Origin of the sequence: Microtetraspora glauca, from assembly GCF_040656155.1 — a bacterium.
In the GTDB taxonomy this organism is placed as follows: domain Bacteria; phylum Actinomycetota; class Actinomycetes; order Streptosporangiales; family Streptosporangiaceae; genus Microtetraspora; species Microtetraspora glauca.
Window position 1 is genome coordinate 159086 of sequence record NZ_JBFALK010000006.1, and the last position, 14400, is coordinate 173485.

Below are 14400 nucleotides of genomic sequence, written 5' to 3' on the forward strand. Positions count from 1 at the left end.
CCCCCAAAGGGCTCCGAAGAAAAGGATGCCCGACTCTCCGTAAGAGTGGTGTAAATGGGGGCGAACCCCTATGCGACCACGGTCGTAGACAGGAATCCACCGAAGGGGGGAACCCCGCCTACCTGGGCATTACTTATCGTGGATGTCGTGTTCGGCAGACTGCGCGCCTGGAAGCGACGCCACTCCCTCCTCGTTGACACGCTCGCTCTCACGCCGCTGATGCTGCTCGGCCTGGTTTCCACCCTTGCCGCCTCCTCCTACCGGTCCGGAAGCTGGCCGGGCGGGTTCGGCGCCGGCATGGCGCTCCTGATCTCCGCCATGCTCGTGGTGCCGCTGGTCTGGCGGCGCAGATATCCCCTCGCGACGTTCGCGATCGTGGCGCTGGTGAGCTTCGCCCAGTGGGTGGTGAGGATCGACACGCTGCCCGTCAACATCGCGGTCCTCGTCGCGATGTACGGCGTGGCCGCGCGGCGACCCCTGAAGTGGGCGATAGCGGCGGCCGCGGTCAGCGAGTTCGGCATGTTCCTCTCTCTGGTCCGAGACGACACCATCGCGGCCCTGCCGGCGTCGACCGTCTTCATCATCGCGATCTGGGTCACCGGCATCTACGTCAACATGCGGCAGAGGTACGTCGAGAGCCTCCTGGAGCGGGCGGAGCGCGCCGAACACGAGAGGGACCAGCAGGCCCGCATCGCGGCCGCCGCCGAGCGCACCCGCATCGCCCGCGAACTGCACGACGTGGTCGCGCACAACGTCAGCGTGATGGTGGTCCAGGCGGACGGCGCCGGGTACGCCATCGACACCGATCCCGAGCAGGCGCGCCGTGCCGTACAGGCGGTGTCGTCGACCGGGCGGCAGGCGCTGGCCGAGATGCGGCGGCTGGTCGGGGTGCTGCGTGACGACCAGGCGTCGGCCGGGGAGTACGCTCCCCAGCCGGGCCTGCGACAGCTCACCGATCTCGTCGAGCAGGTCCGCGCGTCCGGGCTTCCCGTGGAGTTCACCGTGTCGGGGAGCCCGCAGGCCGTTCCCGAGGGGGAACAGCTGGTGATCTACCGGATCATCCAGGAGGCGCTGACGAACACGCTCAAGCACGGCGGGCCCGGTGTCCGCGCCCGCGTCCTGATGGAGTACGGCTCCAGCGACGTGACGCTCACCGTGACCGACGACGGCCGGGGCGCCGCCGCGGTGCGGGCCGAGGACGGCCACGGCCTGATCGGCATGCGGGAGCGGGTCTCGATGTACGGCGGCACGGTCCGGGCCACGCCGCATCTCGGAGGGGGCTTCCAGGTGACCGCCCGTCTTCCTGTCGGCCAGACGGCATGAACCCGTATGCCCGTATGCCCGTATGCCCGTATGCCCGTGTGCCCGTATGCCCGTATGCCCGTGTGCCCGTATGCCCGTGTGCCCGCATGAGCCGCATGGCCTACATGTATGACGGACCTGTGACCACCACCCCGGCCGGACGCACCAACCACGAGCCGGCCGTCGCCGAACGAAACGAGGCACTGTGATACGCGTGATGCTGGTCGACGACCAGGAGCTGGTGCGGACAGGCTTCCGTATGGTGCTCGGCGCCCAGCCGGACATCGAGGTCGTCGGCGAGGCGGCGGACGGCGTGGCGGCGCTGGAGGCGCTGCGCACGGTCGAGGCCGACGTGGTCCTGATGGACGTGCGCATGCCGCGCATGGACGGCGTGGAGGCCACCCGCCAGATCTGCGCGGCGTCGCCGGAGGCACGGGTCCTCATCCTCACGACGTTCGACCTGGACGAGTACGCCTTCGCCGCGATCAAGGCAGGGGCCTCCGGCTTCATGCTGAAGGACGTCCTTCCCACCGACCTGCTGAGCGCAATCCGTTCCGTCTACGCGGGAGACGCGGTGGTGGCGCCGAGCACGACCCGCCGGCTGCTCGAACGCTTCGCCGTACACCTTCCGGAGGAGGACCGCGCGCCGCAGGACCTGGACGGGCTGACCGCCCGGGAGCGTGAGGTCCTCTTCCACGTGGCGCAGGGCCTGTCGAACACGGAGATCGCCGCGCGGCTGCATCTCGCCGAGGCGACGGTGAAGACCCATCTCGGCCGGGTGCTCGCCAAGCTGCGGCTCCGTGACCGGGCCCAGGCCGTCGTCTACGCGTACGAGACCGGGCTGGTCATACCCCATGGTGGACCCAGGTAGGAGCGAAACTACGCCAGAAGTCGCACACCGGCCGGTCGGGGTGGCCGAAGAGCGCAGATCAGGTCCCTTCCGCAAGCCGAGAGAACCGCAAGATCACACCCATAGCGTTGGTCTCATGACGATGACTACGGACGTCCGGCAGGCCGTGACGGCACGGGGACTCACGAAGGTGTACGGCCAGGGCGACGCCGCGGTGCACGCTCTGCGCGGGATCGAGGTCGGGTTCGCCACGGGGGCGTTCACCGCGATCATGGGGCCGTCGGGCTCCGGCAAGTCGACGTTGATGCACTGCCTGGCCGGGCTGGACACGGTCTCCGGCGGCGAGATCCACATCGGCGACGTCGAGATCACGAAGTTGACCGACAAGCAGCTGACGCTGCTGCGCCGCGAGCGCATCGGGTTCGTGTTCCAGGCGTTCAACCTGCTGCCGACGCTCACGGCGGAGCAGAACATCAGGCTTCCCCTGGAGATCGCCGGACGGCAGGCGGACCAGGTCCTCTTCGACCGCGTGATCGACACGGTCGGGCTCGGCGACCGGCTGGGACATCGGCCGACCCAGCTTTCCGGCGGCCAGCAGCAGCGGGTCGCGGTCGCGCGGGCACTGATCAGCAAGCCGCAGGTGATCTTCGCGGACGAGCCGACGGGCAACCTCGACTCGCGCAGCGGCGCGGAGGTGCTGTCCTTCCTGCGCCGGTCGGTGCGGGAGCTCGGTCAGACGATCGTGATGGTGACCCACGACCCGGTCGCCGCGTCCTACGCCGACCGGGTCATCTTCCTGCGCGACGGGCTGCTGGTGAACGAGCTGCACCAGCCGACCGCGCAGACCGTACTCGACACGCTGCTGAAGCTGGAGGCCTGAGCCGTGTTCAAGACGACTCTGGCCGGGCTGCTGGCGCACAAGCTGCGCCTGCTGCTCACCTCGCTCGCGATCACGCTGGGTGTGGGGTTCATCGCGGGCACCTTCGTACTGACAGACACCATCAACGCCGGCTTCGCGCAGAAGTTCACCGCGGACGCGGCCAAGATCTCCGTAGCCGTGCTGTCCAAGGGCGAGGACCACAAGGTCGCCGCCGCCGAGCTCGAGAAGGTACGCGCGGTGAAGGGCGTGGCCGACGCCCAGGGCATCGTGTCCGGCACCGCCGCCCTCATCGGGAAGAACGGCAAGGTGGCCGGCGACTTCCCGACCGCCGGGATCTCCATCCCCGAGGGCGCGCTCAACCGGACGCTGATCACCAAGGGCGCCGCGCCGAAGAGCGCCGCGGAGGCCGTACTCGACGAGAACACGGCGAAGACCCGCGGCTTCACGGTCGGCGACACCATCACGGTGCTCGATTCCGCGAGCGCCAAGCAGCGGTTCACCCTCGTCGGGTTGTTCGACGTCGGCGTGAACCAGGAGCTGGCCTACACGGGGGCGGTCGGCTTCACGACGGACACCGCACGGCGGATGACCGGGGAGAAGTCCTTCAAGGAGATCGACGTTCTCGCGGCGGACGGCGTCTCCCCCACGGACCTGCGCGCCTCGGTCGCCGCGGCGCTCGGTTCCGCGTACGAGGTCAAGACGGGCGAGAAGCTCGCGCACGACCTGGCCGCGGCCAACAACATGGACACCCAGTTCCTGACCATGGGCCTGCTCATGTTCGGCATGATCGCGATGTTCGTGGCGGCGCTCGTCATCTACAACACGTTCAACATCCTGGTGGCGCAGCGCGCCCGGGAGATGGCGCTGCTGCGCTGCATCGGCGCGACGAAGAAGCAGATCTTCGGGTCGATCGTGCTGGAGTCCGGCGTGGTCGGCGTGATCTCCTCTGTGCTCGGGCTGCTCATCGGGCTCGGGCTGGGCGCGGGGGCCATGGCCGTCCTGGGCGCGCTGGACGCTCCCGTTCCCGTCGGGGTCGGCGTGTCCCTCACGACCCGCACGATCCTCGTGGGCCTGGTCACCGGCATCGTCGTGACGGTCGCGGCGGCCCTGCTGCCCGCCCGTGCGGCGACCAGGGTGGCGCCGATCGCCGCGCTGCGTTCGCAGGTGGAGGAGTCCACCGTACGCACCGGCGTGGTCCGCGCGGTCTTCGGCGCGCTCTTCCTGCTCGCCGGTACGGGCGCCACGGTGGCCGGAGTCTCCATGGAGCCCGGCCAGAGCGCCCTGGTGGTGGTCATGGCGAGCGGAGCGATCTTCTTCCTCGGCGTGCTGGTCCTCGGCCCGCTGATCATCAGGCCGCTCGGCGCGTTCGTCGGCTGGGTGCCGGCCAAGATCTTCGGGGTGCCGGGCAGGCTGGCCGTGACCAACTCGCGGCGCAATCCGAAGCGCGCGGCGACGACCACGGTCGCGCTGACCATCGGTGTGACGTTGATGACGCTGATCTCCGTGATCACCGCGACGACGCGCGAGACCGCCGGGGAGCGGCTCGACAAGCAGTTCCCCGTGGACTACATGATCGCGACACAGCAGCGGGACTCGACGATTCCGCGCACGCTGGCGAGCGACCTGCGTGCCAGGCCCGAGCTGGCGTCCGTGGTCGCGATCCGGGAGGCCGAGGCCAAGGTCAACGGCAGGCGGGCCGAGGTCGGCACGTTCACCGCCGATCCCGCCTTCACGCTCACCGCGACCAAGGGATCCGTGAAGGGCCTCGGGCCGGGCACCGCCGGAGTCTCGGACGGGTTCGCCAAGAACGAGAACATCAAGGTCGGCGACACCGTGAAGGTGGCCGGCCGGGACTTCCGGGTCGTCGCGCTGCTCTCCGACGACACCGCCCCGGTGTACGGGGTGACCATCCCGGAGCGGGACTTCGACAGCGCCTTCCCGAAGGTCGCGGACAAGCAGCTTCTCGTCAACGCCAAGGACGGCGTGACCGCGGACCGGTCGCGCCAGATCGTGGAGGCGGCGGCGCAGCCGTACCCGACCGTGCTGGTGGCGAGCTCACGAGAGGTGCGCGGCGCGTTCGACGACGCGCTGGACCAGATCCTGATGATCATCACCGGCCTGCTCGGGCTGGCGATCCTCATCTCCCTGCTGGGCATCGCCAACACGCTGTCGCTCTCGGTCCACGAGCGGACCCGCGAGTCGGCGCTGCTGCGTGCCCTCGGCCTCACCCGGCCGCAGCTCCGCCGGATGCTCTCGATCGAGGCGTTGGTGCTCGGTCTGATCGGCGCGCTGGTCGGAGTGGCGCTCGGCGTCTCGTTCGGATGGGCGGCGACGCAGACCATGATGGACGACATCACCTTCCGGGCGCCGGTCGGTCAGATCCTCAGCTTCGTCGCCCTCTCCGGGCTGGCGGGCGTGGTCGCGGCCGTCCTCCCGGCACGGCGCGCGGCGAGGGCGTCGATCGTCGGCTCGCTGGCGAGCAGCTGACGGCGGGCAGGAGCCGTCGCGCGATCAGCGGGGGAACTGGTCGGCGACGGCCTGCGGGGCGAGCAGGGGGCGGACGGCGATCTCGCCGGTGTCCTTGTCGATGACGAGGCAACCGCCCCCGACCGTCTCCGGCAGCGCCCTGGGATCGTCCGGCTCACCGCCCCGCACCCAGGCCACGTAGATGCGACCGAACGTGAAGATCTCCACTTTGGCGGACCGGCCGGCGAAGTATCCCTCCGCCAGCTCACGCGCCCTCTGGGGCGAGACCTTCAAAGGCGCTGCCCCTCATGGTCGATGATCACGCAGAAGACGCCCGTCACGTCGGCGTACGGCGGCTCGACCGCCATGTGCCCGCGCTGGGCGTCGATCCAGAGGATCTCGCCGTGGCAGTTGACGGCGTTCCACGCGTGGCTGCCACCGCTCGGCCAGCGGGTGATGAGGATCGCGGCGGCACCGTGCCCTCCGCTGAGAAGCCGCCCGCCGATGACGGTGTACGCCCGGCGGCCGTGTCCCACGTACTCGAAGCGGTGGCCGATCCACCGCTCCGCGCGGGACACGCCCTTGGTCTCGCCGGTCAGGACGGGCGTGCCGCTCTCGTCGAACTCCGGCAGCCGGGGAGCCGCCACCACGGGCTCGCCGTGCCAGGTGGACAGCACGGAGAGGGCGCAGTCCACGGCGTTGGTGGACCGGAACGGATCCTCTGACGGCCCTTCGGCGTTGATGAGCCGGATCCAGGTTCCGCGTGGGTCGGGAAAGCGCCCGTGCACCGCCTGGTCCAGGTCCCGCTGCGTGCGCGGGTCGGGTTCGGCCAGCCCGCCCGGCATGCCGTACGGCCTGGCCAGGTCGAGGCGGGGCGGGCGGCCGGGCCGGTCGAACCAGTCCGGCCCACCGGCGAGCGGCACCGGCACGCGGATCCGCAGCGGACGGTCGTCGAGCGAGGGCGCGGGAACCTCCGCGGCCTTCTCGTAGTCCCGCCATCGGCGGCCGTCCGGAGTGACGACGGGGTTGTACACACCGGTCGGCAGCCGCCACCGGGACAGGCCGCGAGTCTGCCAGTGGGACTGCCGATGGGTCATCTCCTGAGACACGTGCCGCGGCTCCCCTCCACTCACGCGCATATCAGGATGCCGATGCTAGAGGGGGACGGCCGCGGGCAGGCTCCATTCCCGAAGTCGCCCGGGCGCGTCGCACCGGTTCGCCCTGTTACATCCGGGTCGGTCAGCCGGCCCGGACCATGATGGAGTGGTATCCGGTGGCGCCGTCCGGCGCGGGCGGGGCGACGTTCGGGGTCTGGGTGTATCCGGCGGCGTCCGTCGCCCGGACCGCGATCGTGTGACCGCCCGGGGCGAGATCCCAGTCGATCGACCACTGCCTCCAGGTGTCCGGCCCGGGAACCTCGGCCAGCCTCGCCCGCCGCCACTCCCCGCCGTCCACCTGGACCTCCACCGCGTCCACTCCGCGGTGCTGCGCCCAGGCGACGCCCGCGACGGTCGTACGGCCGGCGGGCACCCTGTCCCCCTCGCGCGGGACGTCGATCCTGGACTCCGTCTTGATCGGAGCCCGGGCGGACCACCCGCGGGTCGTCCAGTAGGCGGTGTCCTCGTCGAAACGGGTGACCTTGATCTCGGTGACCCATTTGGTGGCGGAGACATAGCCGTACAGGCCGGGCACGACCTGGCGCACGGGGAACCCGTGGGCGGCGGGCAGCACCTCGCCGTTCATGGCCACCGCGAGCAGGGCCTCCCTGCCGTCCATGACGACGTCCACCGGCGTGCCGCTGGTCCATCCGTCCCGCGAGACGCTGAGCAGCATGTCCGCGCCACGCCGGATCCCGGCCTCGCGGAGCACGTCGGCCAGCCGGGCGCCGAGCCAGCGGGCGTTGCCCACGTACGGCCCGCCGACGTCGTTGGAGACGCAGGTCAGCGTGACGTCCGCCTCGACCAGCGGCCGCCTGAGCAGGTCGGCGAAGGTGAGCTCGACCGGCCGGTCGACCATGCCGTGGATCTTCAGCGTCCAGGACCGGGGGTCGACGCCGGGGACGACCAGCGCGGTGTCCACCCGGTAGAACTCGTAGTTGGGGGTGACGAACGGCGACAGCCCCCTGATGTGGAGATCGGCACCGGCGGGGAGCGGCTTCGCCGCGATGGTGGGGCGCGGCAGCATCCTCGCCACGTCCCTCCTGGCCATCGTCACGTCCCCGCGCCGGCCGAGCAGCCGCCCGGTCACCGCACCGGCCCCGGCGACGCCCGCGCCGACCGCGACGCCGGTCAGCAGCTTCCGCCGGTCGAAGGTGTGGAGATCAGCCCCGGCCCGCCTGATGGTCGGCTCGCCCCGTGGATGCGGCTCCGCCCCGGTACTCGGTTCGGCCCCGGTACTCGGTTCGGCCCCGGTACTTGGTTCGGCCCGTGGATGCGGTTCGGCCCGGGAACTCGGTTCGGCCCGCCGGAAGAGCAGGACCAGTGCCCAGGCGCCCGCCGCGGCGCCGATCATCGAGGGCAGGAAGTCGAGCGGCCCGGAGTCGGGGCGGCTCACCGCCGCGATGATCCCCACCACGCCGAACACGGCCAGGCCCGCCATGCCGTACCCGACGCGCCACCGGGCGACCAGACCGAGACCGGCCGCGATCAGGGCCGCCACGACGACGATGCCGATGACCAGGATCGTCTTGTCGTTCTCCCCGAACGTCCGGATCGCCCATTCCTTGACCGCGGCGGGCGTCCGGTCCACCATGGCGCCGCCGACGGCGACCACCGGCGACGCGCCCGCGGTGGTCAGGCCCGCCACCAGCTCGGCCACGCCGAGCGCGACCGCGCCGGCCGTCACCCCGGCGAGACCGGCGGCCCACGCGGGCACGCGCGCGCCGTTCGCGTTCGTGTTCACATGTCCGACGCTATGCCTCCGCGTCCAGGACCGGGAGCCCGGGCGGGAATCCGCGCCGGAACTCGGTCAGGAGGACGACCGCAACAGCGCGCCGGAACTCGGTCAGGAGGACGGCAGCAGCAGACCGGGCAGGTCGGCCGCGAGCGCGCGGAAGGCCCGGCCGCGGTGGCTGATCGCGTCCTTCTCCTCGGGCGACAGCTCGGCGGTCGTCCGGGTCTCGCCCTCCGGCACGAAGATCGGGTCGTAGCCGAAGCCGTTGGTGCCGCGCGGCTCGCGGATCAGGAACCCCTCGATCGTGCCCTCGACGACATGCTCCTCCCCCGAGGGCAGCGCGAGCGCCGCCGTGCAGGCGAAGTGCGCCTGGCGGCGCCCGTCGGGCACGTCGGAGACCTGGGCGAGCAGGAGGTCGAGGTTGGCCTTGTCGTCCCCGTGGAACCCGGACCACCTGGCCGAGAAGATGCCCGGCATGCCGTTCAGCGCGTCCACGCAGAGCCCGCTGTCGTCCGCGATCGCGGGCAGGCCGCTCTCGGAGGCCACGGCGTGTGCCTTCAGCAGGGCGTTCTCGGCGAACGTGAGGCCGGTCTCGGCGACGTCCGCGATCTGGGGGAAGGAGTCCATCCCCAGGAGCTCGACCGGCGCGCCGGACTCGGCCAGAATCCGGCGGAGCTCGGCGATCTTCCCGGCGTTCCGCGTGGCCAGGACCACCTTGTGCATCGTTTCTCCCTTGCTACCGGCTGGTCGCAGCCGGGCCGTTCCAGAGGGTCAGGCGAGCGATTCGGCCTGGATGCGGGTGAGCTCCGCGCAGCCGGCGGCGGCCAGGTCGAGCAGGCCGTCCAGCGCGGCGCGGTCGAAGGGCACTCCCTCGGCGGTGCCCTGGACCTCCACGAAGTCGCCCTTGCCGGTCATCACCACGTTCATGTCGGTCTCGGCCTTGACGTCCTCGACGTAGCACAGGTCGAGCATCGGCACGGCCCCGACGACGCCGACCGATACGGCGGCCACCGAGTCGACCAGCGGGTTGCCCGGGCACATCTTCTTGCCGCGCATCCAGGCGACCGCGTCGGCGAGGGCGACGTAGGCGCCGGTGATGGCGGCGGTGCGGGTGCCGCCGTCCGCCTGCAGCACGTCACAGTCCAGGAGGACGGAGTTCTCCCCGAGCGCCTTGTAATCCACGCAGGCCCGCAGCGAGCGGCCGATCAGGCGGGAGATCTCGTGCGTCCGCCCGCCGATCCTGCCCCGGACCGACTCGCGGTCGCTGCGGGTGTTCGTCGAGCGGGGCAGCATGGCGTACTCGGCGGTGACCCAGCCCAGGCCGCTGCCCTTGCGCCAGCGGGGCACACCGGCCTCCACCGTCGCGGCGCAGAGCACCTTGGTGCCGCCGAACTCGACGAGCACGGAACCCTCGGCGTGGGCGAGCCAGTTCCGGGTGATCGTCACGGGGCGAAGCTGATCGGGTCGACGTCCGTCTGCACGAGCCATGACGCTCACCCTAGGTCATATACCGCACCGCTTCGGGCCAACTCCGTCCTGCCGCGGAAGCCCCCGGCGGCCGCGTCGCCGAGGATCCGCTCCGGGTCGTACCACGGCACGAGGTGGGTCAGCACGAGCGTTCCCGCCTCCGCCCTGGCCGCGTGCTCGGCCGCCTGCCGCCCGGTGAGGTGGATGTCGGGCCGGACGCCCGGCCCTTCGATGAACGACGCCTCGCACAGCAGCAGGTCCGCGTCGCGGGCCAGCGTGACCAGGTCGGCCGACTCGCCCGTGTCCGCGGAGTACGCCACGGAACGTCCCCCATGGGAGACGCGGAAGCCGTACGTCTCGACCGGATGGTTCATCAGCGCCGTCGCCACCTCGAACGGGCCGATCCGCCGCACGCCGGGCTGGAGCCGTACGAACTCGAAGGAGCTCTCCATCACCGGCTCGTCCGGCATCGCGTAGGCCGAGTTGAGCCGGCGCGAGGCGTCGGCCGGGGCGTACACCGGCACCTTCGGCAGCGGCCCGTCCGGCGAGTACGTCCGTACGACGTGGTAGGAACACAGGTCGAGGCAGTGGTCGGCGTGCAGGTGGGACAGGCAGACGGCGTCCACGTCGTAGAGGCCGATGTGCCGCTGCAGCGCGCCGAGCGCCCCGTTGCCGAAGTCCAGCAGCATGCGGAAGCCGTCGGCCTCCAGGAGGTAGCAGGAGGCGGGGCTGTCGGGCCCGGGAAAGCTGCCCGAGCAGCCGATGATCGTCAGCTTCACCGGAGCCTCCCGTCACCGGAGCCGTCGCCCCGACCGTCATCGGAGCCGTCGCCCATCGGCGCGAGCTCCACCGCCTGGATCTCCGGGCCGAGGAAGCGCCTGCCGAGCTGCTCGAACAGGGCCGTCTCCCCCGTGGCGCGGAAGATGTGCCGCGGCGGCTCCCCCGGCGGCCGGGGCAGGCCCCGATCGTGCAGGATTCGGTAGACGTCCTTGGCCGTCTCCTCGGCGCTGGACACCAGCGTGACGCCGTCACCGGCGACGTACGAGACCGCGCCGGTGAGCAGGGGATAGTGGGTGCAGCCGAGGATCAGCGTGTCGCAGCCCGCGTCCTGGATCGGTTTGAGGTATCCGCGGATCACCTCGATGAGCTCGTCGCTCATCGTCTCGCCACGCTCGACGAAGTCCACGAGCAGGGGCGCGGGCACCCCGATCAGCTCGACGTCGGGGGCGGCGGCGAACGCGTCGTGGTAGGCCATCGACGCGATCGTGGCCCGCGTGCCGATCACGCCGACCTTGCCGTTCCGCGTCGCGCGCACGGCCCGGCGGGTCGCCGGCTGGATGACCTCGACGACCGGGACGTCGTACCGCTCCCGCGCGTCCCGCAGCACGGCGGCGCTGGCGCTGTTGCAGGCGATCACGAGCATCTTCACGTCGTGCTCGACCAGGTGGTCCATGACCTCAAGGGCGTACCTGCGGACCTCGGCGATCGCCTTCGGCCCGTACGGCTGGCGCGCGGTGTCGGCCACGTAAACGATCGGTTCGTGCGGCAGCTGATCGATGATCGCGCGGGCGACCGTGAGGCCGCCCACGCCGCTGTCGAAGATCCCGATCGCCCTGCTGTTCTCCGGCATGAGTCCCAAGATTAGGGGACCGGCCCCCATTCACTCACGGTAAGAATGCTCACACTGCCGGGCGATTCGCGCCCGGCTCCGCCGGTCGTTCCGTGCTTCTCCCCGCTCGCCCGGATGAGCCGCGGATCAGCCGCGGCCGACGCGGGCGAGCTGGCGTGACTGGGCGACCAGGCGGCCGGCCGAGTCCCAGACCTCGACCTCCTCGTCGAACCAGCCGTCGCTGATCAGCCTGCCGCTGCCGAGGAGGGTCAGCCAGCCGGGGGCGGGCAGCGCCCGCAGGTGCCAGGTCAGCTCGACCGTCGGCGCCCATCCCCTGGCCCCGGCCGAGAAGACGACGGGCGGGAGCGCGTCCACGGCCAGTGCGAGCACGTACGGGTCGGGGTCCTGCGGTTCGGCCATCCGGAAGTACGCGCGCGACTCCGGACGGCCGCTGGGCGCCCCGCGCAGCCACCCGATCGAGCTCGGGTCGAACAGCAGCTCGATCTGCGCGCTCAGCGTCATGTTCGACTCGGGCTTGGGGCTCGGGAACCGTACGCAGTCGGCCAGGTCGGGCATGGAGATCTCCGGGGTGGCCGACCAGTGCGGCGCGGCGTCCCCGTCGAGGTCGGCCGACGTGACCTGCATGTCGATGTACCGCTCGCCGTCGCGGACGAGCGTGGCCCGCGTCATGGTCGCGGTCCGGCCCGTCTTGAGCCGCTCCAGCCTGACCCTGGCCGGTCCGGGGGCGGGGGCGCGGAGGAACTGGGCGGAGGTCGAGACGGGGTGCGCGTGCGGGGAGGCGTCCGCCACCGCGCGCAGCATCACCGCCATCAGGTAGCCGCCGTTCAGGGGACCGCCGATCGCGTATCCGTCGTCGAGGCAGACGTCATAGGTCGTTTCGTCCACCCTGATCGCCTGCGTCGCCTCGTCGAATTTGGTCACCGCGCCCTGCCTCCCGAATGTTGTTCTAGTGAGTACCTTAACGGTCCATCCGGATCGGCCATGCTTCGGGTCAAGCGAAGTGCAAGCATTTCGCTACCGTTGGGGCTTACGGTCAAGATTGCCAAGCTGTCACCGGATATGTGAGAGAGACATGCCTGCCGATATCCCCCCATTCCCTCCGGGACAGGACCCTGACCAGACGATCTCGTACCGGACGCCGCGGCCGCAGCCTCCGAATGACGCGCATACCCGGCAGTGGCCGTACCCGGAGGAGCTCGGGCCCACAGTCGCACCCCCGGCCGCCCCCGCGAAGCGCGGTCGCGGCTGGATCATCGCGCTGGTCGCGGCGGTTCTCGTGGGCGTCGTCGGCGGGGGCGGCGTGTGGGCGGCGAGCATGCTCAGCGGCGGGGGCACCCAGCCCCACGAGGTGCTGCCCGGCAACGCAGTGGCGTACGTGCGGCTCGACCTCGACCCCGCGGCCAACCAGAAGATCGCGCTGTTCAACATCGCCCGCAAGTTCTCCGCCACCAAGGAGAGCTTCGCCGGGGACGACCCGCGCAAGGCCCTGTTCGAGACGATGCGCAAGGACGCGGGCGAGTTCACCGAGCTCGACTACGCCAAGGACGTCGAGCCCTGGCTCGGCGACCGGATCGGCGCCGCCGTCCTTCCCCCGGCCCAGGACGGCGCGGAGCCGGGCATGGTCGTGGCCGTCCAGGTCAAGGACGAGGAAGCGGCCCTGGCGGGCATCGCCAAACTGGACTCGACACCGGAGCGGACGAAGACCGGCGTCGCGTTCCGCGAGGGATACGCGATCATCGCGGACACCCAGGAAGAGGCCGACCGGTACGCCAGGGCGACGCCGCTGTCGGAGAACGAGCGGTTCACCGGCGATCTCGACGCGCTCGGCGAGCCGGGCGTGCTGTCCTTCTGGGCGGACCTCGGCGCGATCGCCAAGGTCGCGGGCACGGAGCAGGACCCGGACACCATGGACCTCGTCCGCAATGCCCGATTCACCGGAGCCCTCCGGTTCGGCGACGACTACGCCGAGCTGACCGGGTTCGCCCGCGGCATGGACGTGAAGACGACGGAGACCGAGCCCGTCAAGCTGGGCGAACTGCCCGCCACGACCGCGGGCGCGGCGGGGATCTCCGGGCTGGGCGACATCGTGCGCGACCAGTGGGCGAAGCTCCAGAAGGCGGCGGACGCCGCCGGCTCAGGCGGCCGGTCGCTCACCGAGTCCGGCGCGGAGTACGGCCTCACGCTGCCCGACGACCTGGTCACGCTGCTCGGCAAGAGCATCACCGTGGCCGTGGACGGGGAGGGCCTGAACGGCGACCAGCCGAACGGGGGCGTGGTGCTGCGGACCGACCCGGCCAAGGCGCGGGAGGTCCTGGCCAAGCTGGAGGCGTCCGCCGCCGGCAGCGGAGTGGCACCGCAGCTCGTCAAGGTCGACGGAGACGGCAAGCTGGTCGTGGCGACGTCGCAGGACTACGCGAACAAGCTCTCCGGGCAGGGCACGCTCGCCGACAGCGAGACGTTCCAGCTGGCGATGCCCGGCGCCGAGGACGCGACCTTCGGCCTGTACGCCGACCTCGACAAGATCGAGAGCCTCTATCTCGACGGCCTGCGAGGTGAGGAGAGGGCCAACGCCGAGGTGCTGCGCGCGGTGGGCCTGAGCGGCCGGGCCTCCGCCGATAACGCCGGATTCACGCTCCGCGTCCTGTTCAACTGACGCCTGCCAGATGCGACCCGGCGCGATCACGCGGGGAACACCCCCGCGTGATCGCGTACGGCGCCCGACAAGGAGACGTCGGCGGCGATGCGCTACAAGTGCGCGGATCTGGAGAACTTCCAGCTCCAGTCGTGCCGGCCGCCCGACATGGACTCCCCCCAGCGGCGGTTCCGCAGGACCCAGCTCTGACCGCCGTGCCCGGGAACGCCGAGGGCCGGTCCCGATGATCGGGACCGGCCCTCGGCACATCTGGACGCCGC

Annotated in this window: 13 protein-coding genes; 5 read left to right on the plus strand and 8 right to left on the minus strand. The window is 71.1% G+C overall.

Annotated elements, in window-relative coordinates; all coding sequences use genetic code 11:
* Positions 1–147 precede the first annotated feature (147 nt).
* The 4 genes from AB0I59_RS13685 (at position 148) to AB0I59_RS13700 (ending at position 5519) form a co-directional block, all read left to right on the plus strand.
* On the plus strand, positions 148–1323 hold the full coding sequence (locus AB0I59_RS13685; RefSeq protein ID WP_061254827.1) for a sensor histidine kinase: 1176 nt from the start codon (positions 148–150) through the stop codon (positions 1321–1323).
* Positions 1324–1507: 184 nt separating this feature from the next.
* Complete coding sequence (locus AB0I59_RS13690) at positions 1508–2173, plus strand: response regulator (protein WP_358132679.1); 666 nt, start codon at positions 1508–1510, stop codon at positions 2171–2173.
* A 115-nt stretch (positions 2174–2288) separates the two neighbouring features.
* On the plus strand, positions 2289–3032 hold the full coding sequence (locus AB0I59_RS13695; RefSeq protein ID WP_061254828.1) for an ABC transporter ATP-binding protein: 744 nt from the start codon (positions 2289–2291) through the stop codon (positions 3030–3032).
* A gap of 3 nt (positions 3033–3035) precedes the next feature.
* On the plus strand, positions 3036–5519 hold the full coding sequence (locus AB0I59_RS13700) for an ABC transporter permease (RefSeq protein WP_358132681.1): 2484 nt from the start codon (positions 3036–3038) through the stop codon (positions 5517–5519).
* 24 nt (positions 5520–5543) lie between these two features.
* Here AB0I59_RS13700 and AB0I59_RS13705 read toward each other — a convergent pair whose 3' ends face one another.
* From AB0I59_RS13705 to AB0I59_RS13740, 8 genes are all read right to left on the minus strand, one after another.
* Positions 5544–5792, minus strand: coding sequence for an SUKH-4 family immunity protein (locus tag AB0I59_RS13705; protein ID WP_061254830.1), 249 nt, complete (start codon positions 5790–5792; stop codon positions 5544–5546).
* Positions 5789–6607, minus strand: a complete 819-nt coding sequence (locus AB0I59_RS13710) for a toxin glutamine deamidase domain-containing protein (RefSeq protein WP_358132683.1) — start codon at positions 6605–6607, stop codon at positions 5789–5791. The genes AB0I59_RS13705 and AB0I59_RS13710 overlap by 4 nt, the downstream gene beginning before the upstream one ends.
* Before the next feature lie 130 nt (positions 6608–6737).
* Positions 6738–8399, minus strand: a complete 1662-nt coding sequence (locus tag AB0I59_RS13715; RefSeq protein WP_358132685.1) for a sulfite oxidase — start codon at positions 8397–8399, stop codon at positions 6738–6740.
* Between the two features lie 102 nt (positions 8400–8501).
* A complete protein-coding gene (locus tag AB0I59_RS13720) occupies positions 8502–9113 on the minus strand; it encodes an XTP/dITP diphosphatase (protein ID WP_358132687.1) in 612 nt (203 codons plus the stop codon).
* Between the two features lie 48 nt (positions 9114–9161).
* Positions 9162–9878 (minus strand): ribonuclease PH, encoded by a 717-nt coding sequence (gene rph / locus AB0I59_RS13725; protein WP_061255210.1) that lies wholly within the window; start codon positions 9876–9878, stop codon positions 9162–9164.
* A gap of 5 nt (positions 9879–9883) precedes the next feature.
* Entirely contained in the window at positions 9884–10636 is a 753-nt protein-coding gene (locus AB0I59_RS13730; protein ID WP_061254833.1) for an MBL fold metallo-hydrolase, read from the minus strand.
* Positions 10633–11487, minus strand: a complete 855-nt coding sequence (gene murI / locus AB0I59_RS13735; protein WP_228636668.1) for a glutamate racemase — start codon at positions 11485–11487, stop codon at positions 10633–10635. The genes AB0I59_RS13730 and murI overlap by 4 nt, the downstream gene beginning before the upstream one ends.
* A gap of 126 nt (positions 11488–11613) precedes the next feature.
* Complete coding sequence (locus tag AB0I59_RS13740) at positions 11614–12408, minus strand: thioesterase family protein (RefSeq protein ID WP_358132690.1); 795 nt, start codon at positions 12406–12408, stop codon at positions 11614–11616.
* 151 nt (positions 12409–12559) lie between these two features.
* Here AB0I59_RS13740 and AB0I59_RS13745 point away from each other — a divergent pair, with 151 nt between their 5' ends.
* The gene (locus AB0I59_RS13745) at positions 12560–14140 is read left to right on the plus strand and encodes a DUF3352 domain-containing protein (protein WP_358132692.1); all 1581 of its coding nucleotides are present in this window, start codon (positions 12560–12562) and stop codon (positions 14138–14140) included.
* Positions 14141–14400 lie beyond the last annotated feature (260 nt).